This window comes from Trueperella pyogenes, from assembly GCF_001070855.1.
Taxonomy (GTDB): domain Bacteria; phylum Actinomycetota; class Actinomycetes; order Actinomycetales; family Actinomycetaceae; genus Pauljensenia; species Pauljensenia pyogenes_A.
Genome location: NZ_JVLH01000012.1, coordinates 65,086 through 91,668 on the forward strand (window position 1 = coordinate 65,086; position 26,583 = coordinate 91,668).

Consider the following 26,583-nt stretch of genomic DNA (forward strand, 5'->3'; position numbering starts at 1 on the left):
TCTTGCCGCTGTAAGGAGGTGACCGTGACTATTCCCGAAGGCCTCGTTTCTTGCGAAGACGGCCTTGTCCGCCCGACCTGGGCTGCGACTGACCTGCTTTTACGCGACTACTACGACACCGAATGGGGAAGTCCGGTCACCTCCGAGCAGGACGTCTTCGAACGCCTCGTCCTTGAGAGCTTTCAATCTGGCCTCTCGTGGTCGACGATCCTCAAGAAACGACAAGCCTTCCGCACTGCCTTCGCATCTTTCATTCCCGAGGCCGTCGCCGCCTTCACCGATCAAGACCGCGAGCGTTTAATGCAGGACGCGGGCATCGTACGGAATAAGCGGAAGATCGACGCAGCCATCACCAACGCGCGGGCAGTCATCGCGCTTCGCGGTGCTCTAGCTGCCGAAGCGGACGCACACCGCGCCGGGCGGATGGGGGAGGCGCCGCTTAGGCACCTGCTACGGCCTCGGCAATCCTACCCACGCCACCTCGGTGAACTTGTCTGGCTCTATCAGCCCAACCACCAGCCTCGGCCGAAAAATGCCGGGGAAGTGCCCGCGCAGACGGAAGAATCCCGCGCCCTTTCGCTTGAGCTCAAACGCCGAGGCTTCGTCTTCGTTGGCCCGGTCACCGCATTGGCCCTGATGAGTGCGATCGGCATTACGAACACCGACATTATTGGCACGTGGAAGCGGCCGCTGGCTGAATGAACCAGGCTTCCTTGAGGTCGCTGCGGTCGAATGGGAACGGGTCTAGAGTGGAAATATGACTCCAGAGATTACTGATCCGAGGTTTAAATCAATCGCAGAGGAAATTCGGAGGGATCCGGAAAATGCCTCGTTCACAAAGCGTGGGATCGATCCGTTGTTTTACGCGGGCCCCGAGTGTCGGATCATGATCGTCGGTCAAGCTCCTGGCCGAGTCGCTGAAGAAAGCGGAATTGTCTGGAACGACCGCAGCGGTGACCGCCTGCGCGATTGGATGGGAATCGATCGCGATGCCTTCTACAACTCTGGGAAATTAGCCATTGTCCCCATGGACTTCTACTTCCCGGGCACCGGGAAGAGCGGTGACCTGCCTCCGCGTAAGGACTTCGCGGATAAGTGGCACCCGCGCCTGCTTGAGCTCATGCCCGATTTGAAGCTCACTATCTTGGTCGGCTCCTACGCGACAAAGCGCTATCTGCAGCTCAAATCTTCGGCCTCTCTCACGCAGGTCGTCAAGGACTACCGCGACTACCTGCCGGAGTTCTTCCCGCTGGTGCACCCATCGCCTCGTAACCAAATCTGGATGAAGAAGAACCCCTGGTTTGTCCAGACTGTCATTCCGGATCTGCAAGAACTCGTTGCGCAGATTATGAAGTGACTTTCTAAGCGAGTTCTGTTTCCTCAAAGATAGACATGTCTTTGGGGATGCGTTTATTTGACTCTGCTCGGGAATGAATAGCGCAGTGTTAATGCGATTAATGCGTATTATTCCTAAGGTAAAAAGCGTGCAATAATTGTGCAATGACCAGTGAAGCTGTAATCCCGAATTTCTCCAGTGACTATCAAGAAGGCGCACACCAAAAGGTACTGGACGCCTTGGTCGCCACCAATATGGAGCAATCCAGTGGTTACGGTACCGATGAACACTGCGAGCACGCGCGCAACCTGATCCGCGCGGCTTGCAACGCGCCCAACGCGGACGTTCACTTCCTAGTCGGTGGAACCCAAACAAACGCCACGATTATCGATGCGATCCTCCTGCCCTGGCAGGGGGTCATTGCTCCCCACACCGGACATATCAACATGCACGAGGCGGGCATTGTTGAGCGCGGCGGGCACAAGATCCTTGATATCCCTGCGAAAGAAGGCAAGATCACGGCCGCAAACGTCATTCGTGTGTGCGACGCGTGGGAAGGCGACGGTGCGCGCGACCATATGATCGCCCCGGCGCTGGTTTACATTTCCCAGCCCACTGAGTACGGGACCCTGTACTCGCTTCAAGAGCTCGAGGACATTTCAGCTGCTTGCCGCGAGCGTGGCTTGAAGCTTTTCGTTGATGGAGCGCGCCTGGCCTATGCCCTAACTTCACCCGCGAATGATGTCTCGATGGCTGACCTAGCGCGTCTGTCGGATGTGTTCTACATCGGCGGTACCAAGTGCGGAACCCTTTTCGGTGAGGCCGTGGTGATCCCAGATGGTGGCTCGATCCGACAATTTGTTACTCAGATGAAGCAGCACGGTGCGCTGCTTGCGAAGGGGCGTCTCTTGGGCGTCCAGTTCGAGGCCCTGTTTGAGGACGGCCTGTATTCGACGATTGGTCAGCCGGGAGTGGAATCAACGCGGCGAATCCGCGAAGCCCTGATCCGTGCGGGATACGTTGTCACTATGGATTCTCCGACGAACCTCACTTTCGTCGCCCTCGATCAGGCAGGACACGAGCGTTTGTCGCGAAAGGTCCGCTATGGCATCTGGGAGACGCTGCCCGATGGCCGCCTGCTCGCGCGCTTTTGTACCTCGTGGGGAACCCCCGAAGAAGATGTGAAAGCATTCGAAGAGGCGCTTGCCTGATAGTCGCCGCGGCCCTAGGCGCTCCCTCCGTATGAGGCTGCGCTCGGCATGAGGCTGCGCTCCGCACCGCTCCCTCCACATGAAGTCGGTAAATGTCATGCGTTATAGCGTGTGTCTTTTCGTGACTTCGTGTGTTAGGAGGGATGACGTTGCCCAGCTGATCTGACTGCCGGCTCGTTTCCACTCCCTCCACATGCAGTTTGGCCCTGTGCCATGCCTGTTGTGCTTCCCCCACATGAAGTCGGTAAATGTCACGGCTTATAACGCATGTCTTTTCACGACTTCGTGTGATAAAAAGGGCAGGGAAGGTGCGGGAGCGTCGCGTGGAACGAGCTCCCATCGAGACAGGCAGCAAACGGAACGAACTCGCATCGAAACAGGCTCCAACTGACACAAGCGCGCTACGCTTGAACAGTGACAATCGACGCTACCAATTGCACTGCCCCTGACTTCTCCGCGCTCGCGGCCTCGCGCCGCTCAATCCGCGCATACATGGATCAGCAGATTCCACAGGACATCCTGGACGCGATCCTCAAAGACGCAACAACAGCCCCCAGCTGGTCCAACACTCGTGCCTTCGCCCTCGCATTGGCAACGGGGGAGCGCGCCGATCGCCTGCGCAAAGAATACGTGCGTCGATTCGATCAAACCCTGGATATTCAACACCGCAAGCCCTTCGCGCTGGCAAAAACTGCCCTGCGACGCGAACTACCCGACGGTGATTTTCCCGTCTGGAAGCCTTACCCCCGCGAGCTTCGCCCAGCTCAAGTTGAAATCGCCAAGTGTGTATATGGCGCCTATGGCATTGAACGCAGCGATCACGAGGGGCGCGACGCAGCAAACCGCAGAAACGTGACAGCTTTCGATGCTCCCGTCATGGGCTTTGTCTTTGTCCACCAGAAAATGCTGCCGTGGAGTGCGATGGATGCGGGTCTCATGCTGCAAACCCTGTTTCTTTCAGCAAAAGCCCACGGCGTCGACTCGTGCGCAATCGGTGTGCTCTCGGCTTGGCGCGGTCCGGTCGAGCAGGAGTTCGAGATTCCTCAGCACTACAAGCTCATCACTGGTTTCTGCTTGGGCTACGCGGACATCGAAGCCCCAATCAACCAGGTCAACGCACCCCGCCCGCCGATCCAGCTTCTCGAAGGGAAGTAAGAGTGCCGAAACAGTACCTTTCTGTCGCCTTCGCTTACGTTGGCGTCGTTATTGGCGCGGGCCTTGCCAGTGGTCAAGACCTTCTGCAGTACTTCCTCTCTTTCGGAGCGAAGGGCTTGATCGGTATTGCTGTCCTTGGCGTCCTCAACATCGTCTTTGGTGTTGTGGCCCTGCAGCTTGGGTCCTACTACCGATCAGGCCACCACGACGAAGTCTTTGAACGCATCGCTCCGCCGCTGGTCCGTCGCATGATTGACGTCGTTCTGGTCTTTTCGGGCTTCGCGATGGGTTCCGTCATGCTCTCTGGCGCGGGAGCGAACCTAGAACAGCAGTTTGGAATCCCGGCCTGGGCGGGCAGCGCGATCTGTGCAGTTCTTGTTGTCGTGACTGCTTTCCTTGACTTTGATCGCATCATGAAAGTTATCGGGGTCTTCACCCCGATGATCATTGTTGCCATCAGCATCTTGACGGTCTACTCGCTGCTCCGCAACCATCCCGGAGTTGCACAGCTCAACGCTGCCGCGCAAAACGTCACCCCCGCACTTCCGAACTTGTGGCTCTCGACAATCAACTACTTCGCACTCTGCGTGGTCAACGGTATTGCGATGGCTTTCGTTTTGGGAGGTTCCGTCCTGCGCATCGATGTGGCACGCAAGGCCGGGAGCTTGGGTGGCGCGCTGATTGCACTGGTTATTGCGGCCGATGCGGTGACGCTTTTCCTCAACATGGATCGCATCTGGGATGTGGGAGTGCCGACTTTGGAGATCGCCCGGCGCATTCATCCGGCCTTCGCGCTCCTGTATACGCTCATCATTTTCGCCCTGATCTACAACACGGTCTTTTCCCTGTTCTACTCAACAGCTCGACGCTTCTCCGGCGGCTCGGATCAGCGCATGCGAGTGATTCTGACAGGGGTGACCGCTACAGGTTATGCGAATTCACTGATGGGATTCAAGAAATTGGTTGGCGGCATGTATCCGATCATCGGCTACCTAGGCATCGCCCTTCTGCTGGTACTTGCAGTCGCGTGGCTGCACCGCCGCGCCTCGGTAATCCGCGAAGAAAACCTGCGCCGCAAGCTCATCCGCGTGCAGGTACGCAAGCATGCCGAAGACCTTGAGTACACGGATGCTGATCGTGCCGAGGCCCAGACACTTGCGCGCGCCTCGGTCGTTGATGCGAGCAGTTTGCGCCGTGACGCAGACTCGATTGCGGAACAGATCGTCGCCACCCAAGATGACGCCGCTGCCTATGCGCGCGAGGCTCTGCCCGTCGACGAGGCCCTGGTCGAGGAAGCGCTCGAGGCCGACCGGGCGAACGACTGAGTCAGCTCACCGACGAGGCCGTAGCTGCCTCGTGCGCAAGCAGCCAGGCTTTTGCGTCGCCTCCCGCTGCGTAGCCGCCCGGGCAGTCGGCCGCCACGACCCTGTGGCAGGGGCGGATGAGGAGTAGGGGATTGCGCCCGACCGCGCCGCCGACCGCCTGGGCTGACGCGGGCGTGCCTGCTTCGCGCAGCTGGGTGACGATCTGCCCGTAGGTGCGCGTCGCGCCGTAGGGGATAGCGTCCATCGCCTCCCACACGCGCTTTTGAAAGTCCGTGCCCGCAGGCGCGAGACGAACGGTGGCGGGGGAGGGGGCCTCGCCCGCGAAGTATCCGTCGAGCCAGGACATCGCCGCGCCCAGAGCCCGCGCGTCCGCCTCGCCCCACCCGGCCTCGGCGAGGATAACATCCCGGGAAACGGACGAGGTTAGGTCGAGCGCGGAGCGCGCCACGGCCTCGTCGATGCCGTAGGGGGAGCCGAAGAAACGCTGCCCGGCCCCCCACAAGCCGATGAGCGCACCGCCCCGCGCGGCCAGCGTGAGGCTGCCGATGGGGGAGTCGTAGGTGGCGAGTGCCGGATCAGAACTGCTCGGGGTGCTCTCGGTAGGCATACGCCCACACTGTCACGGCGACAGTCACAGCGCGAGTCCAGGCATCACGGACGGCGCTCAGTTCGTCACCCTCGAAGCCCTCCGCGAGGAGACGGTGACCGACCTCCACAGTGGGCGCGATGAAGGCGAGCACGTAGCGCAGGGGCACGAATGGTGTCGAGTCCGCCCCATCCGCCGCGTTCTTCGCTGCGGACATGTGCCGTGCGCCGATCAGGTACTGGTAGTCCAACCACGCCTGGTCACGCTCGCGCGTGCACATGTCGATGATCCACTGGGCGAAGCGCGGCTTTGACGCCTGCGCGTACTCGGGGTTTGGCTGCCCGTCCGAGTGCGCGGAATGTGCTGCCAGATACGTCTTTTGAGCCAGAATTCCGCGCCACGTGTCGACCATTTCCATAGCGTGTGGCGCCAGGATGGGTTCTGCTCGTGAGAGCAGCTCTGCGTCACCGGGCTGGACGTGTGCGGCGGCCTCGATCTGGCGTAGATCCTCGAGTGTGAGCGGGGATGTGGGGACGGCATCGGTGCCGTAGGTGTACCCCGACGAGTGGTTGTAAGCGGTCATGAGAACCTCCTTGAAACGATGCGTCGATTGTACAACGTGCTCTGATCGTGTGGATCTGTTTGACATTCGGGGATGGTGTCGAGGCCATGCGGGCGGGGCGTGGTACGCCGCGCGAGTTCGCGGCGCGCGTAGCCGCTGTGGTGAGATGGCAATGACACCGGTGGGGTTGCGCGCGATACGCATAGGTTCAGACTGTCATAGTGATGACGAATGTGCACACTTCGGACATGTGAACGCCTCACCCGTAAACTATATGTATGGAACCGTTGATGATCGCGCTGCTGGGGATGCTCATTATTGTTGCCACGCAGTTTATTGCCCCCAAAGTTGGCGTCGCATCACCACTGATCCTGCTCGGCGTTGGACTTGCAATCGGCTTCCTCCCGCAGGTTGGAGCCATCGAAATCGCACCGCACATCATCTTGGAAATTATTCTTCCACCCCTGCTATTTTCAGCGGCTGTGCGTATGCCAACGATGGATTTCCGCCGAGAAATGCAAGCCGTGGCAATGCTTGCTATTCCGTTGGTGTTTATCTCCTCATTCGCCATTGGTTTCCTCATCAACTGGATGGTTCCGCAGATTTCACTGGCGTGGGGCGTGGCGCTGGGAGCTGTTTTATCTCCCACCGACGCGGTCGCCGTCACCATTGCCAAGCGCAGCGGCGTCTCGCACCGCATCATTACAGTGCTTGAAGGCGAAGGCCTCTTCAACGATGCCACTTCACTGGTGCTTCTCGCTGCGGCGATGAATGCTGGGCTTGCCGCCGATAACGGTGCCCTCAATCCCGCACTGCTCACGGGTCGTGTCCTCGTTGCCCTTGGCATCGCCATTGTGGTCGGCTTAATCGTCGGTGAAGTGGGGGTTCGGATTCGTTCGATCATCAAAGATCCGTCGACGGATACGGTCTTTTCCTTTGCAATGCCTTTCATTGCTTCGATCCCTGCCGAGCATGTGGGTGGCTCGGGATTGGTTGCCGCGGTCGTTGCCGGTCTTGTTGTTTCCGGTCGTCGCGCAGGCATGATTTCCGCGCAAAATAGGCGTTTTTCGCAGCAGAACTGGTCGACCATGACTCTCATGCTCGAGAGTGGGATTTTCCTTGCAATGGGGTTGCAGGCATTTGGCATCATCGAAGACACCGATGGAGATGGCGGCGGATTGGCGCGAGCCGCCGTGATTGCCGTCATTGCGGGCAGTCTCATTATGCTGATCCGTGCACTCTTCATCGCACTCATGCTCACTTGGCTCGACCACCGCAGCAAGCACCGTAAGAGGCGCTACGAGGCCGAGGCTGGGCGCCTCGAAGCCTTCGAGCAGCGAATGGCGCAGGCCTGCACCGTGGACAGCGAGGTTCTGGCAAGCCGAAACCTCAGTGAAGAACAGTGGATCAAAACCATGGCCCGCTGGCGGCGCCGCCTCAAAATTGCCGAGCGGCAACACGCAGTGCGCCGATCCGACATCGATTACTTTGAAAAAGAGCCGCTTGGGCCGCGTGAAGCCAGTGTCATTATCTGGTCCGGAATGCGCGGAGCCATCACTCTTGCCGCAGCACAAACGATTTCCGCCGCAGCGCCCATGCGTTCCTTCCTTCTGACCATCGCCCTCCTAATTGCTGCGGGCGCCCTAGTCATCCAAGGAATTTCCCTTCCGTGGCTGATCCGCTTGATCAAGCCCAAGATGGCCTCAGCCGATATCAGTGAAGAAGAACGCGAAGAACTTCGAGAGGTCATGAGTTCCGCACTTGTGGATACGGCTCTGGCCCAGGCAATCAAGGAAGTTGACGCTCAGACACTTTTGTCTGCTGGAGTCTCGCGAACCTTGTCCCGTCTGGGCAATGTTGTCGACCTGCAATCTTCTCCTTCTTTGGGGACTTCGAGCGAGCCTGTCCCTGACACCGACGGGGAAAATGAGGCCACTCCCGTGGAAATGAGCGAAGAGGAGGTTGAGCGCTCCTTCACGCGTGAGCAGATTCGCGAACTGGCACTTGAAGCGATTCACGCTCAGCGTGAGGCTCTTCTTCAGGCTCGTGATGAGGGGCTCTTCTCTTCAGCAGCCCTAGAAGGAGCTCTTGCTCGACTTGATAACGAGGAGATTCTTCTGGTCTCGGGGCAATCGAATTCCCACTGATCCGGGGTTTCTGGCCGTCAACCAGGGGAATCCCCGATGTCGCTCCCGCAGCGATTTTGTTAGCCTTAAAAAGGTCAGCAAATAACGGTCGAAGGAATCCCAGTGCTTGAGCTGCGAAATATCGTCAAGATCTACGAAACTGCAAACCTACGCCAGGTTGCGCTCAATGACGTTTCGGTTGCTTTCCGCGATAGCGAATTCGTTGCAGTTTTGGGCCAGTCGGGTTCAGGTAAAACGACGATGCTCAACGTCGTTGGCGGTCTGGATCGCTTCCAAAGCGGTGACTTGGTCATCGATGGAATCTCAACGAAGGACTACAAGGCCCGCGATTGGGACGCCTACCGCAACAACCGCATTGGCTTCGTTTTCCAGTCCTACAACCTGATCCCGCACCAGACCATCTTGTCCAACGTTGAGTTGGCACTGACTCTCTCCGGTGTTTCTCGAGGCGAACGCCGCAAGCGGGCGATGGAAGCCTTGGAACGCGTCGGGCTTGCCGAGCACGTCGGGAAGAAGCCCTCACAGCTTTCTGGCGGCCAGATGCAGCGCGTCGCTATTGCTCGAGCGCTCATCAATGACCCTGAAATCCTCTTGGCTGACGAACCGACCGGTGCTCTGGATTCAAAGACCAGTGTCCAGGTCATGGACCTCCTGCGAGACGTTGCCCAAGACCGTCTGGTCATCATGGTGACCCACAACCCGGAGCTTGCGCACCAATACGCAACGCGTATTGTCGAGCTTGCGGATGGTGAAGTGATCGCCGACTCGCGTCCTTTCGTCCCCGGCACCGAAGAAATTCGCGAGGCCAAGCCGGTGCGCCGTACCTCGATGGGATTCCTGACCGCGCTTTCCTTGTCCTTCAATAACTTGATGACGAAGAAGGGTCGTACCCTGATGACCTCTTTCGCGGGGTCTATTGGAATCATTGGTATCGCCGCGATCTTGGCCCTTGCGAACGGCACGAATGCTTACATCGCCCAAACAGAAGAAGAGACCCTGGGCGCCTACCCGCTGACCATTCAAAAGAGCGGGATGGACATGTCCAGTGCCCTGTCTGCGCAAGTGGAAGCCGCTAGCAGTGAGAAGCCGAGCGATGGCAAAGTTGGGGTCTCCAAACTGAGGACTCTTGCAGACAATATTCGTGATGCGAAGACGAATGACTTGGCCTCGTTGAAGGCGTTCCTCGATGGAAATGGCGGGAACGTCAACTCTTTCGTCAATGCCATCGAATACGACTACGATGTGACGCCACAGATATTCCAGGCAGATACCTCAAAGGACAATATTCAGGTCAGCCCCGACCAAGCGATGAACCGAATGGAAACGGGCTTCCGTGGAAGTCCTATGTCCTCGATGGTGGCCACCAACGCCTTCTATCAAATGCCGCAGGAGTCCTCGCTTTACACCTCCGCCTACGATGTCCTTGCCGGCCACTGGCCAACATCTGCGTCTGAGGTCGTTCTTGTCATTGATGAAGACGGCAATATGTCGAACCTGATGGAGTATGTCCTGGGTCTGAAAGACCACAAGGAATTTGACGAACTGATGCGTCAGTACTACTCGGGGACCATTGGCGAGAAGAACTCTGCCACCCCGAGTCCTTCACCTTCGGCGAGCGACGCCCCCGCGGCCTCGTACGATTACGACAAGATTTTGGGGATTAAGTACAAGCGCATCAACGCGGCGGCAAAGTACACGTGGGATGAGAACTACAAGGTCTGGTCGGATCACTCCTCGGATAAAGAATTCATGAAGAAGCTGATCGACGAGGGGCAAGAACTTCGCATTAGTGCAATTGTGAAGCCGAATTCCTCGCATGGGGGAGCACTGCGCCAGGGTATTGCCTACACCCCTGAGCTGACCCGCCAGATTATTCGCGAGGCCGAGGACAGTCAGATCGTCAAGGATCAGCGGGCAAACCCGAAGACCGACGTGTTCACAGGTAAGACTTTCCAAGAGCTTGCAGATTCCTCGAAAGATCGTTCCAGCGGTTTTGATATGTCCAGCTTGTTCACTGTTGACCAAAACAAGCTGTCTGCGGCATTTTCTATTGATCCTTCCGCCATGCAGATGGATCTGTCCTCTTTGGACTTCAGCGGAATGGATCTATCCAGCCTTGACTTCTCAAACCTTGATCTGTCGGGAATGGACTTGTCGAATATCGATCTTTCGAAGCTCGTTCCTGCCGACGGTTCGGCCGTGCAGATCGATCCCTCCAAGCTCAACCTGGGCGAACTGAGCAAGAGCGTTCCGCAGCTGCAAAACGTTGACTTCCCAGCGATTATCCGTAAGACGCTGGCGGATGGCGCGGTGAAGGATACCGCTGGAACATACTTAAGTTCGCAGGCAAGTCAGATCCTTCAGGGATTCCAGGACTACGCGCAAAACCAGATTGCCGCGGGTGGCTCCACGGACTTTGCCACGCTGGTTTCTGACTACTTCTCGCAGCCCTCAGTGATCCAACAGATCAATGCTGCCGTTTCTTCCGACCAGGTTGTTGATCGCCAGAAACTGATGACAAACCTGCAAGCAGCACTTGGAAATGACCCAGCGCTTGCCTCGGTCGCCTCTCAGGTGTCGACAGAACTTGCGAACCAGATTTCGGCTCAGATCGCCGCACAGCTTGGTGGCAATCTGATGCGCGGAGTATCTGCGGCGATCGGCCAGGTTCTCCAAGAGACCATGGCGAACGCCATGACTCAGATGATGACTCAGCTTTCGCAGACGATTGGCCAGCAGATCAGTGCGACAATGAGCCAATTCGCAAAGAGTATGAGCAGTGCCTTCCACTTTGATCCCGAGGCCATGGCGTCGGCCTTCTCATCCAATCTTGATGAGAAGTCGCTTGCCGCGTTGATGGCGACGATGTTCTCAACGAACGTTCCCACGCTTGAGACCAACCTGCGTGATTTGGGATGGGCTGACCTGAAGTCCCCCAGCAGCATCTCGATTTACCCGAAGTCCTTCAAGGATAAGGATTCCGTCAAGGCGCTCTTGGACCAGTACAACGCTGACAAGGAAAGCGCCGGTAAGTCCGATCAAGTCATCACCTACACCGATATCATGGGTGTGCTCATGAGCTCAGTGACGAAGATCGTCAACGTGATCTCGTGGTTACTCATCGCCTTCGTGTCGATCTCATTGGTCGTCTCCTCGATCATGATTGCGATCATTACCTACATTTCGGTTCTTGAACGCAAGAAAGAAATCGGCATTCTTCGCTCGATCGGCGCTTCAAAGGGCAATGTTTCTGCGGTATTCAACGCGGAAACATTCATCGAGGGTCTGATCGCGGGCATCATCGGCGTTGGCGTGACCTACGGGATCTGTGGCCTGGTCAATGCGATTGCCGAGCAGGGGTTCCAGGTGAAGAACATTGCCCAGCTCTCCCCACTGACAGCCGTGGTATTGGTGGCGATCTCGGTTGGCTTGACCGTTATTGCGGGCTTGATCCCAGCTTCGAGGGCATCTCGCCAAGACCCTGTCGAAGCCCTGCGCTCAGAGTAACTGCGAGCCCTGCGGGCGCGAGCCTGCGTTACCCTGAAGGTATACAGCGTTCCTGGAACCACGCCGGGCTGCGCACCTGAGGAGGAAAAATGCCAACGCCTAATACCCTGGCAACAAGGGATAGTGTCGCTGTCCTGCTTGCGACCGGCTTCGAGGAAGTTGAAGCCCTTGCGGTTGTCGATGCCTTGTATCGAGCGGGAATCCGTGCGGATCTCATTTCGATTGAAAATGAGCGTCACGTTGTCAGCTCACACGGAATCAAGCTCGTTTCCGACCTCATGCTTGAGGATGCGGATTTGGCCTCCTACACTGTGGTCTTCCTGCCTGGTGGTATGCCTGGAACTCTTGGGCTGAAGGCAAATGAGCGAGTCCGCGAGGAATTGACGCGTCGCGCCTCGAACGGAGAAAAGACTGCTGCGATCTGCGCTGCTCCTTCGATTCTGGCTGAACTGGGAGTTCTTCAGGGCAAGCGGGCCACTGCAAATCCTGGTTTCATGGCCGCTCTGAGCGCGGGAGGTGCACAGGCGGAGACCACGCCGGTCGTTGTTGACGGGAACATTGTGACCAGTAGGGGAGCGGGCACTGCTCTAGAACTCGGTTTTGAGCTGGTCCGCCAGCTTCTGGGGGACGAGGCCGCACAACAGGTGCGAGAGTCCGTTGTGTGGGAGCACTGAGGAGGCATGGGTAAGCGTAAGCCTCGTCCTTGGCCGGATCCTCCCAATCCTTTGGCGCTGCCAGTTATTGATAACCACACGCATCTTCCCGTCCACGAAGGTGAAATCCCGCGCGCGGACGGGGTGAAGATGTCCCTTGAAGAACAACTGGAGCGTGCACGCCAAGTAGGCGTGACGAGGATGATTTCCAGCGCCTGTGAACTGCCAGATTTTGATCCGATGCTCGAGCTTGCCCGTGCGCATGAGGGAGTTCGCGTAGCACTTGCGATCCACCCGAACGAGGCCGCCCTGCATGCCGGCTGTGCCGATCCTTCCCCCGATGGTTTGATTCCGCAGGTGCGTGAGCACCATATTCCCCTTGACGAGGCCTTGTCCGCAGTAGAGGGACGCTTGAGTGACCCGCTGGTGGTTGCTGTGGGGGAGAGCGGCTTGGATTACTTCCGCACCGCTGATCCCGGTCGTGAGGCCCAGAAGGAGTCCTTCCGCGCGCACATCGAAATGGCTGCTCGCCACGATTTGCCACTGCAGATTCATGATCGTGATGCTCATGAGGACTCCATTGCCCTTCTGCGTGAGTGTGCGCTTCCGGATCAGCGCATTGTTTTCCATTGTTTCTCCGGCGATGCGCAGATGGCCGATGTCTTGGCTGAAAATGGCTGGTATGCGTCTTTTGCGGGGCCAATCAGTTATCCGGCAAATGACAACCTCCGTGAGGCATTTGAAGTCCTTCCACCCGAACTGGTGCTGGTTGAGACGGATGCTCCCTACTTGACTCCTATGCCGTGGAGGGGCTGCCCCAATGCTTCTTACGTCATGGCATATTCGGTGCGCTTTATGGCTGAGCTCTGGGGTATTTCAGAGCAGCTGGCGTGTGAGCGCCTGACGGAAAATGCCGAGCGAGTCTACGGAAGCTGGTAAGCAATCGGCTAATGGGATAGCGCGGCGCTCGTGAGCGCTCGTGTGTCGGTCATGAGCACATGAGTTGAGGCTGAAACACAGTGGTGGGGCCTCCCTACGGGGAGGCCCCACCACTCATATATGGGCCGAATCTCCTTAGAGGATCTTCTTCAGTGCAGGATCCTTCCAGGCGCGGTTCCTGGTCAGAAGCGGATCATTATTCGGGATCATCAGGTACTTTGTCTCAACCGCGGGATCGCCGGAATCGCCACCGTCATTCCACGTGGTATCAACGGTCTTCCACGTTCCGTTAACTTTCACCTGGTTCCATGCGTGTCCAGATTTAGAACCATTTCTTAGAGTGACAAGGCCGGTCACAACAACCGAACTCAAACCCGACTTAGTCGCTAGGAGCTGGAAGACGTTCGCGTAGCCTTCGCAGACGGTTGTTCCCTTGAAGAAAATACCGCCCGCATCGTGGTCAGGGGTGTATTCAGGCGTCAGAGTTCCTGTCTTTTCCCAGACCTTGTGGCTTCCTTCCAACCCGTCATAGTTGTAGGTCGCATGGTTAATGATCCAGGAGTTAATCGTTCGGACCTTGGTTTCCTCATCCATTCCGGGCTTGATGATCTCTGCGACCACTTGGTCGGCTTTGCTATTGATCTGGCCCGAATAATCCTTGGGTGCAAGATGCTGATCGGTTGCGCCCTCAGTTCCCAAAGTGACATGAAGAATCTTGTCTTTCGGCGAGTATTCGCGGCCAATAATGAAGGGAATCAGACCGTTTTGATCTTTTGCCTCGGTCAATGCTGCTTTAATTCGTGAGTCAGATTCTGCTTCTGGGAACTGTGAAAGGTCGATATTTGTATACCCCATCATCAAGTTCGCAGCGACGTACTTTGACAGCGGCGTTGTCCCCAGCACCTGCACGGGAGTATCTGGGAAGGTGCGCGCCACATTGTCGTTGGATTCCTTCTTCTGGACTTGCTTGGTGTAGGTCAGATTGGGCGCAAAGTAACCGGTATTGGCCTTTTCCTGATCTTTCTTCAGCTTCTGGAGATCCTCGGTGTAGGTTGACGGATCGAAGTTATTGACAATGTAGGAGCTGGTGAATCGAGTATTGCCGATGTGATAGACGACGTGGAGTTTTGCTTCAGGATCTTTGATCGTCTTCGGGTTTGAGCTCGCAACCCAGCTCTTTTCGGGATCGACAACCAAACTCTGCATACGAGTGTGTCCATCGGCCATCGTCACGGGGATCTGAGCGGGAAGCTCGCTCAAATTATCGAATCGCGAGCGATCCAGACCAAGCTGGCGCTGTGCGTTGAAAGCAATTCGAATAGGGGTATTCCCAAGGGTATTTGCGATATCGATAAAGTTGGACATCTTCGAGATCTTCGCGTTCTTCTTCGCGATTACCGAAACTTGTGTTCCCTTGCTGTTGAGGATGCGGTCAAGCTCCTCGTCTGTCAGCCAGCCCTCGCCCTCGCGTGAGCTACCTTTGGAATCTTCCTGGACGGTTAGGAATGCATCCAGTGCGGTGTTCAGCGTTCGATCTCGTTGGGGTTCGTCATCAGCTCGTTGATCCGAATTCCACGAGGTCTGATTTGTCGTTGCAACAAGCTTTGGGCGGAGCTTAGTCGTTCCATCCTTATCGGTGGAGTTGAGGAAGACGACGTAGTAGGAGTCAGCGCCTTCGACCGGATCCCATGACACGCTGAACGTACCGTTGTCTTCCTCGTCCACCGAGATGTTTTGCGGGCGGGGAAGGAAGCCCTCATCGCTGACGCGAATACGGCGAACGATCGGGTGTTCAAGAAGCTTGCCGGTTTGCAAGTCGTTGTATTGAACAAGGTAGTACATGGGGAGCAAACCCCAGCCTGAAGAGCCAGTGATGTCTGCAAGGGGGCTTGGGTGTGACTGCGACTGCAGAGTGAGCCACGAAGGTGAGATTGAAATACCTTCAGAAGCTCCGTACGTGCCGATCTCAAACTCTAGATCCACATCCAATGCCGCGTCGGAATAGACCGCGAATGGGGTTGCGAACCTCGAACTTTTACTATCGGCCTCATCCGACTTTCGCTTTTCGAAATCGGAGAGCTTGACCTTGGTGGGGATGACGAGTTGGTCGCCCTGATTGACTTCCTGCACTCCTTCAAGCCATTCGAATGCGGTGGGGTCATTCTTCTTGAGTTGATTGACGGAATCGTCAGCGCGAGCTACGGATGGGAGCGCAAAGGAGGCAAGAGTGACAATACTCAAGGCCGCAATGGTGCGCGTAAAAAAGCGTGAGAAGGTCATTTGATCGTTGTCTCCAGAGGTTGGACGGTCTGGCAGTAAATGTCCGGGGTGAGTCCCTTACCGTTTGTGCACATCGCCAAGGAGAACTTGGTCGAATTCGGATCGCCCTGTGCAACGAAAAGGGAAGAGTAGGTCTTCGCCTTATCCCCAACCAGATAACCGGTGTATCCCTGGGGTTCTTGAGCGTCCTTCACCTGCGGGTCGTCGGAGGTAAATTGGCTGGTATCGGGGGCCTTCAACAGCTGCGCATCCACATCGGAAAGCTTAAAAATCGGGACATCATTGCGATCGCCTGAACCGGCTAGGAGTGCCTTTGCCTCATCAGTTCCAGGAAGTGGTGATGTGCTTGCGTAGAAAACCCAGCGCAGCGCGTTATCGGGCGATTCCTTTGCGCCAGTTGCATGGTTCTCAAACTTGTAGTCGATCTTGATGATTGACTTTCCATCATTGGTCGTTTGAGGAAGTTTTGATGCGCCTAAAAGAGTGAAGGCGAAATAACCGCGGTCAGTGCGGGCGGTGACTAATTTTAATTTGCCATCAAAACGCAGCGAGTAACTGCCAAGGTAAAGCTTTGAGTCGTCTGCACTGAAAGTTTCCTTGCCTTCGGGCTGAGGGGAGACGGAGCTGAGGTCACGCAGTTTGTCATTCGGCGCGGTACTAAAGAAGACGGTCTTCTCGAAGCTCGGCTCTGAGCCGTCGCCCGTTGTGGATCCGGAGCCACAAGCTGCCATGGATACTCCCAAGAGTGCACATGTAGCAAACGCCCAAATCCCGCGGTGACGTGACATCATCATTCACGGTCCCTTCATCGAAGCGGTTGAAATCTGCCTTTATCCTAATGTTCGTCACTGAATAAACGCCAATTTGAGCAATCAATCTCTCATGTCATGAATCTGGGTTTCTGTTACTTATGTGACGAGTGTGATTAATGATGTAAATGTTTATGGTCCCCATCACTAACGCTCGCTTGGTCTATTCGGAACCCTGTAGCGTGTGAACTGTTCGTTCGCCGCAGGCTCGCATGCGAGTTGCGCTTCTATGAAGCTGCCAGGGCGAATCCTACGAAGTCTGGAGTTACGTGAATTTCCACCCCTCGCGCAAGGCAGTCATTGCCAGCGCTGCAGTTGCAGCATTTGCCGTCACCGGTATCGCCGGGACATCGGTAGCCACGTCATTTAGAGATGTCACCCTGGAAGTCGATGGGGTCTCCATCCCCGTATCGGGATTCATGGGCAAGGTCTCTGATGTTCTGTCAACTGCGGGTGTAGAAGTTTCTCCCCATGATCTGGTTGCGCCCTCCCTCCAAGAAGGCGTGACGAATGGTCAGACTGTCGTCGTTCGTCGCGCGCAGCGCTACCTGATCGATATCAACGGTGTTTCAACCCCCACGTGGTCCACCGCTACGGATATCAACAACCTCATGAATCAGGTCGGCACCACCGGCGCGGTAATCGCTGCTGACCGCTCGACCTCTCGTGCAACCCTTCCTGCGCTTACGGCAACCGGGAACATTCGCGTCATTGCTGATGGGCAAACCCACACCGTTGACGCCCGCGAAGGCACTGATGCCTCGGACCTGCTCCAGCAGGCAGGGGTTCAGGTTTCACCCCTTGATCGCGTGACCTTCTCAAGTGATGACCAAGGCGTATTCCTCAAGGTCACCCGAGTTCAACGTGGCACGGAAGAACGCGAAGAAACTCTGGCCAAGGAAGTGGAGGAACAAGAAGACTCCAGCTTGGCCAAGGGAACTAAGCGCGTTGTTCAGGAAGGCTCTGACGGCTCCATCAAGCGCAGCTTCTACGTCGAGCGTCGTGATGGCCAAGAGGTCGTGAGCCAGATGCTGAGCGAAAACCGTACCGAACCGGTTAAGAAGATCGTCAAGGTCGGCACCAAGGAGACCACTTCAGCAAGCTCCTCTTCGAACTCAGGGTCCTCGGCCTCGTCGTCCTCGGCAACGGTCAGCGGAGATGGAGTCTGGGCAGCCCTGGCCCGCTGCGAATCGGGCGGCAACCCCGCAACGAATACCGGTAACGGCTACTATGGCCTCTACCAATTCTCTGCTTCCACGTGGCGTGCAATGGGCGGTACCGGACTGCCCTCCGAGGCCTCTGCAGCAGAACAGACCCAACGCGCACAGGCGCTTCAGGCCCGTTCCGGATGGGGCCAGTGGCCCGCGTGCGCTCGAGCACTAGGACTTCTGTGAACGCAGCTCGCCACAGCCGCACCGCTTCATGGGCGCCGACGAAACGTCGCGTCTTGGCAGGTGCAGGCGCAGCCAGCATGGCCATGTTTGTGGTTGCGGGAGCGGGCATTGCCCGCGCGCATTCAACCGTCAACCTTGAAGTTGATGGCATCGTCTACCCGGTTTCTACCTGGTCGCACACCGTTTCAGGCGTTCTGAGCCAAGCGGATATTGAGCTAGGCGAACACGACAAAGTCCAGCCCGCAGCCTCGCAATACGTTGCAAACGGACAGACGATCGTCGTGCGCACGGCGAAGCCCTACACTCTGACCATTAACGGAGATCGAACAACCCTATGGTCGACCGCGCCCTCAGCTGAAGGTGTGCTTTCAGGCCTGGGTGCGGATTCGACAAAAGCCGTTCTTGCCGTCGACCGTTCCTATTCGCGTTCCAGTCTGACTCCTCTGGTTACCCAGACGCGCACTGTCACCATTAACGTCGACGGAAGTTCGCGTCAGGTCACCGCGCGTGAAGGCATGGATACCAGAGCCATCTTGAATAAAGAAAAAATCAACCTGGGGCCCCTGGACCGTGTTGAGGTGAAGAATTCTGACGGCCTGACCATCGATATTCACAGGGTCTCGCGCGCGCTTGCGCCGCGAAAAGTGCCGATTCCCTTCGAGGAACACCGTCAAGATTCCGACCAGCTTTTCGTTGGTGAAGAACAAGTCACCACGAAGGGTGTTGAGGGCGAATCTGAAGAACTGACCTGGAGTGAAAACGTCGACGGTGGGGAAGCATATGCAGCACCACTGAATTCGAAGGTGACTCGCGAACCTACCGCGCAGATTCGCTCGGTTGGAACCAAGGAAGTCACTCCCAAGGCGCTGATTGAAGCCGGTTTGGACCCCAAGGCAACGCTGGAAGAAAAGACCGAAGCTGACGGAACGAAATCAATCCGTTACCGCGCGAAGCTCGGGACGCTCTCGACGGCCTCGGAGATTACTGCAGCGGGAGGTAACTCAGCTGAAGTTGCCCAAGCGATGGTCGCGGCAGATATCCCCTTGACCTATTCGGGTGAGGATCCCCGTTCTTTGGCTAAGCCCCTGGTGAGCGCTCGCGGATGGGGAGACTCCGAATTTCAATGCTTGGTCGCACTGTGGAACCGTGAGTCCCACTGGAATCCCTACGCGAAGAACTCCTCTTCCGGCGCCTACGGCATTCCGCAGGCACTGCCGGGAAGCAAGATGGCTTCGGCGGGTTCAGATTGGCAAACCAACCCGGTCACGCAGATCAAGTGGGGCTTGGGGTACATCGCCGGACGCTATGGGACACCGTGCTCTGCGCTGGGGCATTCAAACTCCGTCGGATGGTACTGATCCTTTAGGATGGGAGCGTGACTTCTCCCCGTCGATATTCCACGCCGAATGTGCCCAGTGATGCCCAGCCCAGCGAGAGCGGGCTGCTTGGTCCTATTGAAGTGCACGCGATCTGCCAGGCGCTTGGTGTGCGCCCAACTAAGACCCTGGGACAAAACTTTGTCCATGATGCCGGTACTGTTCGGCGCATCGTGCGTGACGCGGGAATTGGCGAAGGAACACAGGTCATTGAGGTCGGGCCCGGGCTGGGTTCGCTGACCCTTGGACTTCTTGAAGCGGGGGCACAGGTACGAGCCATTGAAATCGATCCGGTGCTTGCCCGTGCGCTTCCGGTGACCGTTGCGCAGCGCATGCCTGAGGCCGCGGAGCGTCTCCACGTGATCAATCGAGATGCCGTTCAGATTAATGGCCTCGAAGACTTTGAGGATGATTGGCCGGCGCCAACGCACCTGGTGGCGAATCTTCCCTACAATGTTGCGGTTCCCTTGCTGCTTTCCATGTTGGAGTCCTTCCCCTCCTTAGAGTCGGCACTAGTAATGGTTCAGGCCGAGGTTGCCGATCGCCTGGCTGCTCAGCCGGGCTCGCGTACCTACGGAGTTCCTTCGGTAAAGGCCGCGTGGTACGGAACGGCAACCCGCGCGGGGACCATTGGACGCTCGGTATTCTGGCCTGTTCCCAACGTGGATTCCGCGCTGGTGGAGCTTCGGCGTTCGAAAACCCCGCGCGGGGATATATCCTCGCGTCTTGCGACTTTCGAGGTCTGCGATACGGCATTTTCTCAGCGCCGGAAAACCCTGCGCGCCGCTTTGAAGAATTGGGCCGGTAGTGCCGAGGTCGCGCAGGAGCTGTGCGACCGCGCTGACGTAGATTCTTCGATCCGAGGCGAAAAGCTGGGGATTGACGATTACGTGCGTCTCGGTTCAGTTTTGCTTGAAATGCGCGCTGAGGGCAAGATTTCTCTTCCGGAGCAGGATCGTTACGCCAAGGAGCGCCGCGCTGCTGAAGATTCGGAGCATACAATGCAGGAAAGCGAGCACAGCGGGGTGGAGCAGCCCCGTGCGTGAGGTACGTGCATCGGCACCCGGGAAGGTCAATGTCATCCTTCGTGCGGGTGCCCCGGATGCTGATGGATATCACGAGCTGGTCACAGTCTTTGAATGCCTAGATGTTCGTGAAAGCGTGACCGTACGTACCTCAAAGTCGCCAGGTATCCGCATTGAAACGGTGGCATACAGTGCTGATGGCTCGGTAGATGAAGTTGCAACAGCTGCGATGGCAGATCTTGATCCCGCCACTCATCTGGCATATCGGGCAGCTCGTGCACTGCAAAAACTGGCCGCGGCCGGTCCTTGGGCTCAGACTGCTGCCGGTGTAAGTATTCACGTTGATAAACGCATTCCGATAGCCGGAGGAATGGCCGGAGGCTCCGCTGACGCTGCCGCTGCTCTGGTTGCCTGCAACCAGCTGTGGGGATTGGGATTGACGCTTGAACAGCTCTGCCAGATCGGCCGTACTCTGGGCGCAGATGTGCCTGCCTGCATTATGGGCGGAATGACTCTGGGGCAGGGGAGAGGGGACCGCCTCACTTCCTTGCTTGATCCGGATCAGGCGTTGTGGCCGCGTCATTACTGGGTGATGGCGCGTGCGCACCACGGCCTGTCGACCCCCGAGGTCTTTCGAACCCTTGATCAGCTGCGAGAAGGCGGCGTTCCAGCACAGCTGAGTGAGACGGAGAGGCAAGCACTTTGCGCAGATGCCGACGCACTTGCTTCGGTGCTGTGCAATGACCTGACTGCCCCAGCTCTACACTTGTACCCCGAACTCGCAACAACGATTCACGACGCGATGGATGCGGGTGCCTGCGCAGCGATCCTTTCGGGGTCGGGGCCGACCATTGCTGTCCTTGCCCGTAATAGGGAACATGCCGATGAACTCGCTGAAGCTCTTCGAACAAGCAGTGAAGTCAGCGCAGTCCTACCGACGTCCGGCCCGGCAGTGGGGGCAATCGTGGAAGAAGAGGAGAGCTAAGAGTGGCCCACTTACTGGGGACGCAATCACTGGGAGCCCTTGCTGGTTCGCGTCAACTACTTGCGGACGTTGATATCAGCGTCGAAGACTCCTCTCGCATCGGCATTCTTGGCCCCAACGGCGCGGGAAAATCAACGCTTCTGCGTTTGGTAGCCGGCCTGCAGCAGCCTGACGATGGCCGACTTATTACCCGTGATGGTCTGCGCATTGTCATGCTTGAGCAGGGCGATCATCTTCATGATGACGCGCGCGTGATGGACGCGGTGCACCCCGGACTCGAAGAATACGAATGGGCCTCACAGCCCGCAATTCGCGATATCCATGCTGGTTTGCTCTCTGATATCGACCTGCATGCTCAGGTTGGAACACTTTCTGGCGGACAACGTCGCCGTGTTGATCTGGCGCGAGTTCTTGCGCTGCCCTCGGATGTTGTCTGCTTGGATGAACCAACGAACCATCTGGATGTGGAAGGTGTCGCGTGGCTTGCGCAGCACTTGAATGCGCGTTTTGCTCGTCCGGGTGCAAGCGGCGCTCTCATTGCGGTCACCCACGACCGCTGGTTCTTGGATGCCGTGTGCGAAACGATTTGGGAAGTTGTTCCGGGGATTGACCCGGGCGGCTCTCGGCCTCAGATTCCAGGCCGCGTTGAAATTTACGATGGTTCCTACGCTGCCTACACTCTGGCTAGGGCAGAGCGCCTTCGCCAAGCTGATGTGGCTGCGAAGAAACGCGCAAACCTATTGACAAAGGAATTGGCTTGGCTGCGCCGAGGTGCCCCCGCGCGAACATCCAAACCGAAGTTCCATATTGCCGCCGCCGAAGCGCTAATTGCTGATGTTCCGCCGCCTAGGGACAGCGTCGAGCTGGTGAAAATGGCGACCGCGCGCCTCGGGAAAGACGTATTGGACCTCGAGGACGTTACCGTCACCTTCCCAACTCCAGAAGGCGGCCAACGCACCATTCTTGACCACGTGACGTGGCGTCTTGCTCCCGGTGAACGAGTCGGTGTGGTCGGCGTGAATGGCGCGGGTAAAACGACAATTCTCAATCTGCTTCGAGGGGATCTGGAACCAACAAGTGGACGCGTCAAGCGCGGAAAGACCGTTCAAGTAGCCACGCTTTCGCAGGATACCCACGAGCTTGATGATCTTTCAGATTTGCGCGTTGTCGAGGCGGTCGATCAGGTTGCGCACAGCGTGATCGTTGACGGCAAGGAAGTCTCCTCCTCGCAAATGACTGAGAGGATGGGCTTTACTCGAGAGCGTGCATGGACCAGGATTTCAGAGATTTCCGGTGGCGAGCGACGCCGTCTGCAGCTCATGCGCCTGCTCATGGCTGAACCGAATGTTCTTCTTCTTGATGAGCCGACGAATGATCTTGATACGGATACTTTGGCGGCAATGGAAGACCTGCTGGATGCCTTCCCGGGAACTTTGGTTGTCGTCAGCCACGACCGCTACCTGCTTGAACGCGTGACCGACCACCAAGTTGCGCTTCTGGGGGATGGCAGCTTGCGTGCCCTTCCCGGTGGGGTAGAGGAGTACCTCCGCATTCGCGAGGCCGGCGGCGCCACTTTTGTCGCGGACGCTTCCACTAGCGGTGAAAGCGCGGTGCGCCCTAGTCAATCTGGAAATACACCGGGTGGGGAATCATCTGACAGCGCGAAGAGCGCGGGGATGACGGATTCGGCGGCCAGGCGAGCGGCGAAGAAAGAAGCCGCGCGCTTGGAACGAAAGATTGAAAGTCTTCGCACACGCTTGGAAAAGGTCGAGGCCGAACTTGCCCTTCTCGCTGAAAAAGTCGCAACGGATCCTTCCGTCTTGGATGAGATGACATCGTTTTCTACGCAGTCCACGGATTTGCGCGCCGAAATTGGGGAGTTGGAAGAAGCCTGGCTGGAGAATGCTGAGCTGCTTGATGACTGATCAAAACCGCTGAGCCAAAGGATATGCAGAGGGGGAAACAGCGGGTTCTTTGGTGAAATTCGCTTTGATCAGTGCAGGCTTGCCTTAGATCAATAGCAGGTTGGAATGTTTCGTAAATACTCCTGCATTTCACGTGTCGATGCGTCTTAAAGTGGCGGTATTTCGCGGAAAAATGGGATGTAGTGGATTTTGAATTTAATTGCGTCATTCTTGGAGTGTCTTCATTCTTTATTCCGACTCTTCAAGGAGATCATCATGACGACCATCGACCTTCCCTTGGTTCAGGACTGCTCCGTTTCCGAGTGCTCCTACAACAACAATGGTTGCGCTGCCGGCGCCGTCACCATCGGCTACGGACGCACCTGCTCTACCTTCGTACCGCTGTCTATTCGTGGCGGTCTTGAGCGTAAGAGCCCCGTTGTGGGTGCCTGCCAGAAGGCGGATTGCTCCTTCAACACCGATCTTGAGTGCACCGCTTCTGCGATTCGCGTGGGATCGACCAGCGCGGACTGCCTGACCTACCAGGCTCGCTGAACATAGCGTAATGAGGGGTGTGGCCCGCAGGAATTCCTGCGGGCCACACCCCTATGTTTATCCCTCGCTGAGCATCGAGTACTGAGAACTAAGCGATGAGAACTGAAGGCTAGGTGGCGGTGACTTAGCGCCAGGGACAATATCGCTTATCGTCCGGGCCAGGACTGCATCTTGTTGAGCATCTCAACCTTGTAACGGTCCCAGAGTTTTCCACCCCACTTGACCGCAATAGTTAGAAGGCATGCGCTCCACACAAGTGAGAATACGAAGGCTCCAATGAATGCGATTGTGTGACCGGCGCTGAAATACAGAGCCAACCACCCGGGAAGTGCACCAAGAAGCCCCCCGAGTGTTGCGGCCGAGACCGCCCACATCGCAACCATGCCCGATCCAGTTCCACGGGTACTTAGGGGAGAGGTTCCTGGTTGTTGGACTTGATAGACCCAGCGGCTTCCGATGATCATTGCCGTTGAAGAAGAAGCGGCCAAAAGAAGTATGCACAGGCCCAAAACCCAGGCGGTGTCGGCAAGAGTATTACCCAAGATGGTGCTCGCAATGCTATCTGCGATGAGGATAACCGGTGTGATCAGCACCAAGGAACCAAGCAGGCGTCCCAAACGGTCTTGAGCGCCACGAACTCCAGAAGCGATAGGGATCCACGCTGCAGTGGAGTCATATTGCATATTTGCCCCGATTGTCGTCCCGATGAGCAACGGAGCAAGGTACAGGAAGAAATTGAAAGAGAAAGGCACCTCACTGCGGCTTTCGTTGTCCATCAGGAAACTCATGAGAACTGCCATGAAGGGGAAGAAAATGCTGGACACAAGAGAGGTTGACAGACGCGAATCGTGAAGCCAGTAGTACACGGTCTTCGTTGCCATAGAAGCACTCTGAGGTGAGAAACCAAGTGCTTCCCAGCGCTGCACGTACTTGAGTCCCAGTGCACGTGAATCCTGACGCTGCTGTTCACGTTCTTTGGATGCACGCTCTTCATCAACGTGATAGCGTCCCTCTTTGATCGCCTGCTGAGCCTGCGCAGATACGGGACGCGATACCCCGTGCATCGCTGGTCCTAAAACCTTTAGCCATAGGAACCAAGCCGCGCCGGCAGTGACGGCAGCAATCACGAAACGGATCCCGGCCATCAGGTAGTCACTCTCGCTCAGAGATGCAACGACCCCAAAGAAGGAACCAAAAGGCGTTGTGTAAACGACTGGAAGCGCTGCCAGCACCGTGTCATAAGAGAAATGCTCGGCAATGAGTTGGAACCAGATCCCCATCGGTGCAAAGACAGAAATGAACACCATGGTCCCGATGAAGCCCGCTAAGTTCTTTCGCGTCGAATCTTTTTGAATCTGGTTTCCCGCCCAAGTCGTGATTGCCTTTGCCCAGACGATTGCGGTCAGAAGTGTGAGTACTCCAGCAACGAGTGATCCTGCAGCCATGGCCCATTGCCCGCGGAATAGATAGAACCACGCGGGAAGAATGATGAAAAGACCAGAGAAAATTGCGCCGATGCCCACGCATGAAGCGGCAATAAGTGCGCGCGCGAGCTGATGTGTAGGCGCAACAAAGGGAGAAAGTCGGCGCGGCTCAAGAGAGTTATCCATCGATGCCATGATCACGGGGCAGATGATCCAGCCCATAAAAATCACGGGTCCGGGGAGCATGACGAATACCCATGGAGCTTGAATCGTCATGGTTGCAATCTTGGCAATGCCAAAGTAGGCAAAGCCCGTGAAACCCAAACCGTACAAAATACCGATGATCGAGAAAATTAAAACGGCTGTCTGACTGCGCACCGTATTCCACATGATGCGCAGTTTCATGCGAATCAGTTGGCCAGCCATGACAGTCCTTCGCTGGTGTGAACGCCGCCAACCAGCTGGGCAAAACGTTCGTCAAGAGACATTCCCGCTGCGACCTCTTCGGTCGTGCCGGAGGCCAGTACTTGTCCGTGGTTAATCACCGCGACGTGCGTACACAGCTGTTGGACTGTTGCCATGACGTGACTGGAGAGAATAACCGTTCCCCCGCGGGAAGTGAAGTCTTGCAAGATCTGGCGGATATTTGCCGCCGAAACCGGGTCAACGGCCTCGAAGGGCTCGTCAAGAACCAGCAGAGAGGGAGCGTGAATGAGTGCTGCCGCCAGGGAAATCTTCTTCGTCATACCCGCTGAGTAGTCCGAAATGAGTTTCTTTCCTGCATCGGTCAGATCCAGGGTGTCCAGAAGCTGGTGAGCGCGCTGGCGGGCAGTTTCTCGATCCAAACCGCGAAGCATTCCAACATGTACCAGGAAGTCTGGACCTGAGAGGCGGTCAAGTAAACGCATACCGTCGGGCATGACGCCGAGCTGGGCGCGAGCAGCGGAATCGTCTTTCCATACATCAATTCCATTGACGTAAGCGGTTCCCTGATCGGGGGTGAGCAAACCGGTTGCCATGTTGAGAGTGGTTGTCTTACCCGCACCATTTGGGCCGACGAAGCCGTAGAAGGACCCTTTGGGGATGTCGAGGTTGAGGTTTGCGACGGCGACCAAGTTTCCGAAAATCTTTACGAGGCCACGAATTGCGAGTGCCGGAGGCTGAGCTTCCACGGGTGCTTGCATCGTCGAAGGCTGGGCTGGGGGAGGAGTAGGTATAGACATGTTCCCACAGTAGTGAAAATCTCCTCAGCAGTGGAGAGAGTTGCAGAAAATGGACGCTTTCTTCCCTTTATCTGGGGACAAGCTGATGATTCTCAAAAGCGATGCTGAGATTTTGTGAAAACGTCCTTTAGGGCTTCTGAGCAGGACTAACCTTTTGAGTGATTGGGGTAACAGGTCAGGAGTGTGC

At 56.8% G+C, this 26,583-nt stretch carries 21 protein-coding genes; 15 read left to right on the plus strand and 6 right to left on the minus strand.

The genetic code is table 11. The features are described from left to right. Positions 1-24: 24 nt before the first annotated feature. The 5 genes from ADG72_RS05695 to ADG72_RS05715 all read left to right on the plus strand — a co-directional run bounded on the left by ADG72_RS05695 (position 25) and on the right by ADG72_RS05715 (position 5,027). Positions 25-702, plus strand: coding sequence for a DNA-3-methyladenine glycosylase I (locus ADG72_RS05695; RefSeq protein ID WP_204372722.1), 678 nt, complete (start codon positions 25-27; stop codon positions 700-702). Between the two features lie 55 nt (positions 703-757). After that, the gene (locus ADG72_RS05700) at positions 758-1,357 is read left to right on the plus strand and encodes a uracil-DNA glycosylase family protein (protein ID WP_048713200.1); all 600 of its coding nucleotides are present in this window, start codon (positions 758-760) and stop codon (positions 1,355-1,357) included. Positions 1,358-1,500: 143 nt separating this feature from the next. Then, on the plus strand, positions 1,501-2,547 hold the full coding sequence (locus ADG72_RS05705) for a threonine aldolase family protein (RefSeq protein WP_048713203.1): 1,047 nt from the start codon (positions 1,501-1,503) through the stop codon (positions 2,545-2,547). Positions 2,548-2,961: 414 nt separating this feature from the next. Further along, positions 2,962-3,702 (plus strand): nitroreductase family protein, encoded by a 741-nt coding sequence (locus ADG72_RS05710; protein ID WP_048713206.1) that lies wholly within the window; start codon positions 2,962-2,964, stop codon positions 3,700-3,702. Between the two features lie 2 nt (positions 3,703-3,704). Continuing rightward, entirely contained in the window at positions 3,705-5,027 is a 1,323-nt protein-coding gene (locus ADG72_RS05715; protein ID WP_048713209.1) for a membrane protein, read from the plus strand. A gap of 1 nt (position 5,028) precedes the next feature. On the opposite strand, the gene ADG72_RS05720 is transcribed toward ADG72_RS05715, so the two are convergent. Both ADG72_RS05720 and ADG72_RS05725 read right to left on the minus strand, forming a co-directional pair. Next, positions 5,029-5,634 (minus strand): methylated-DNA--[protein]-cysteine S-methyltransferase, encoded by a 606-nt coding sequence (locus tag ADG72_RS05720; RefSeq protein ID WP_048713212.1) that lies wholly within the window; start codon positions 5,632-5,634, stop codon positions 5,029-5,031. Beyond that, a complete protein-coding gene (locus tag ADG72_RS05725) occupies positions 5,603-6,196 on the minus strand; it encodes a protoglobin domain-containing protein (protein ID WP_048713215.1) in 594 nt (197 codons plus the stop codon). The genes ADG72_RS05720 and ADG72_RS05725 overlap by 32 nt, the downstream gene beginning before the upstream one ends. Positions 6,197-6,453: 257 nt before the next feature. Between ADG72_RS05725 and ADG72_RS05730 the strand changes: the two genes are divergently transcribed. From ADG72_RS05730 to ADG72_RS05745, 4 genes are all read left to right on the plus strand, one after another. After that, complete coding sequence (locus ADG72_RS05730; RefSeq protein ID WP_048713218.1) at positions 6,454-8,322, plus strand: cation:proton antiporter; 1,869 nt, start codon at positions 6,454-6,456, stop codon at positions 8,320-8,322. A 102-nt stretch (positions 8,323-8,424) separates the two neighbouring features. After that, a complete protein-coding gene (locus ADG72_RS05735) occupies positions 8,425-11,829 on the plus strand; it encodes an ABC transporter ATP-binding protein/permease (protein WP_048713221.1) in 3,405 nt (1,134 codons plus the stop codon). Positions 11,830-11,918: 89 nt separating this feature from the next. Beyond that, the gene (locus tag ADG72_RS05740; RefSeq protein ID WP_048713224.1) at positions 11,919-12,503 is read left to right on the plus strand and encodes a DJ-1 family glyoxalase III; all 585 of its coding nucleotides are present in this window, start codon (positions 11,919-11,921) and stop codon (positions 12,501-12,503) included. A 6-nt stretch (positions 12,504-12,509) separates the two neighbouring features. Beyond that, positions 12,510-13,421, plus strand: coding sequence for a TatD family hydrolase (locus ADG72_RS05745; RefSeq protein WP_048713227.1), 912 nt, complete (start codon positions 12,510-12,512; stop codon positions 13,419-13,421). Positions 13,422-13,556: 135 nt separating this feature from the next. Here the strand turns inward: ADG72_RS05745 and ADG72_RS05750 are convergent, their stop codons facing one another. Together ADG72_RS05750 and ADG72_RS05755 are read right to left on the minus strand one after the other, a co-directional pair. Then, a complete protein-coding gene (locus tag ADG72_RS05750) occupies positions 13,557-15,701 on the minus strand; it encodes a transglutaminase domain-containing protein (protein WP_048713230.1) in 2,145 nt (714 codons plus the stop codon). Continuing rightward, positions 15,698-16,432 carry a hypothetical protein gene (locus ADG72_RS05755; RefSeq protein ID WP_048713233.1) on the minus strand — a complete coding sequence of 245 codons (735 nt, stop codon included), beginning with the start codon at positions 16,430-16,432 and terminating at the stop codon, positions 15,698-15,700. The genes ADG72_RS05750 and ADG72_RS05755 overlap by 4 nt, the downstream gene beginning before the upstream one ends. A gap of 347 nt (positions 16,433-16,779) precedes the next feature. Here ADG72_RS05755 and ADG72_RS05760 point away from each other — a divergent pair, with 347 nt between their 5' ends. The 6 genes from ADG72_RS05760 (at position 16,780) to ADG72_RS05785 (ending at position 23,749) form a co-directional block, all read left to right on the plus strand. Continuing rightward, positions 16,780-17,904 carry a resuscitation-promoting factor gene (locus tag ADG72_RS05760; protein ID WP_048713235.1) on the plus strand — a complete coding sequence of 375 codons (1,125 nt, stop codon included), beginning with the start codon at positions 16,780-16,782 and terminating at the stop codon, positions 17,902-17,904. After that, positions 17,901-19,262, plus strand: coding sequence for a ubiquitin-like domain-containing protein (locus ADG72_RS05765; protein WP_048713238.1), 1,362 nt, complete (start codon positions 17,901-17,903; stop codon positions 19,260-19,262). The genes ADG72_RS05760 and ADG72_RS05765 overlap by 4 nt, the downstream gene beginning before the upstream one ends. A 17-nt stretch (positions 19,263-19,279) precedes the next feature. Continuing rightward, on the plus strand, positions 19,280-20,326 hold the full coding sequence (gene rsmA, locus ADG72_RS05770; protein WP_048713241.1) for a 16S rRNA (adenine(1518)-N(6)/adenine(1519)-N(6))-dimethyltransferase RsmA: 1,047 nt from the start codon (positions 19,280-19,282) through the stop codon (positions 20,324-20,326). Continuing rightward, on the plus strand, positions 20,319-21,290 hold the full coding sequence (locus ADG72_RS05775; protein WP_048713244.1) for a 4-(cytidine 5'-diphospho)-2-C-methyl-D-erythritol kinase: 972 nt from the start codon (positions 20,319-20,321) through the stop codon (positions 21,288-21,290). The genes rsmA and ADG72_RS05775 overlap by 8 nt, the downstream gene beginning before the upstream one ends. A gap of 2 nt (positions 21,291-21,292) precedes the next feature. After that, positions 21,293-23,215: an ABC-F family ATP-binding cassette domain-containing protein gene (locus ADG72_RS05780; protein ID WP_048713247.1), complete on the plus strand. Its 1,923-nt coding sequence runs from the start codon at positions 21,293-21,295 to the stop codon at positions 23,213-23,215. Positions 23,216-23,470: 255 nt separating this feature from the next. Then, the gene (locus ADG72_RS05785) at positions 23,471-23,749 is read left to right on the plus strand and encodes a DUF1540 domain-containing protein (protein WP_034251349.1); all 279 of its coding nucleotides are present in this window, start codon (positions 23,471-23,473) and stop codon (positions 23,747-23,749) included. A gap of 146 nt (positions 23,750-23,895) precedes the next feature. Here ADG72_RS05785 and ADG72_RS05790 read toward each other — a convergent pair whose 3' ends face one another. Further along, a complete protein-coding gene (locus ADG72_RS05790) occupies positions 23,896-25,599 on the minus strand; it encodes a hypothetical protein (RefSeq protein WP_048713251.1) in 1,704 nt (567 codons plus the stop codon). After that, positions 25,584-26,357 (minus strand): ABC transporter ATP-binding protein, encoded by a 774-nt coding sequence (locus ADG72_RS05795; protein ID WP_107070851.1) that lies wholly within the window; start codon positions 26,355-26,357, stop codon positions 25,584-25,586. The genes ADG72_RS05790 and ADG72_RS05795 overlap by 16 nt, the downstream gene beginning before the upstream one ends. Positions 26,358-26,583 lie beyond the last annotated feature (226 nt).

Bases quoted from the DNA above. Each gene is read 5' to 3' on its own strand.
- ADG72_RS05700 (WP_048713200.1), top strand. From the start codon at position 758: ATGACTCCAGAGATTACTGATCCGAGGTTTAAATCAATCGCAGAGGAA.
- ADG72_RS05705 (WP_048713203.1), top strand. From the start codon at position 1,501: ATGACCAGTGAAGCTGTAATCCCGAATTTCTCCAGTGACTATCAAGAA.
- ADG72_RS05720 (WP_048713212.1), bottom strand. From the start codon at position 5,634: ATGCCTACCGAGAGCACCCCGAGCAGTTCTGATCCGGCACTCGCCACC.
- ADG72_RS05725 (WP_048713215.1), bottom strand. From the start codon at position 6,196: ATGACCGCTTACAACCACTCGTCGGGGTACACCTACGGCACCGATGCC.
- ADG72_RS05730 (WP_048713218.1), top strand. From the start codon at position 6,454: ATGGAACCGTTGATGATCGCGCTGCTGGGGATGCTCATTATTGTTGCC.
- ADG72_RS05740 (WP_048713224.1), top strand. From the start codon at position 11,919: ATGCCAACGCCTAATACCCTGGCAACAAGGGATAGTGTCGCTGTCCTG.
- ADG72_RS05745 (WP_048713227.1), top strand. From the start codon at position 12,510: ATGGGTAAGCGTAAGCCTCGTCCTTGGCCGGATCCTCCCAATCCTTTG.
- ADG72_RS05750 (WP_048713230.1), bottom strand. From the start codon at position 15,701: ATGACCTTCTCACGCTTTTTTACGCGCACCATTGCGGCCTTGAGTATT.
- ADG72_RS05755 (WP_048713233.1), bottom strand. From the start codon at position 16,432: ATGGCAGCTTGTGGCTCCGGATCCACAACGGGCGACGGCTCAGAGCCG.
- ADG72_RS05785 (WP_034251349.1), top strand. From the start codon at position 23,471: ATGACGACCATCGACCTTCCCTTGGTTCAGGACTGCTCCGTTTCCGAG.
- ADG72_RS05790 (WP_048713251.1), bottom strand. From the start codon at position 25,599: ATGGCTGGCCAACTGATTCGCATGAAACTGCGCATCATGTGGAATACG.
- ADG72_RS05795 (WP_107070851.1), bottom strand. From the start codon at position 26,357: ATGCAAGCACCCGTGGAAGCTCAGCCTCCGGCACTCGCAATTCGTGGC.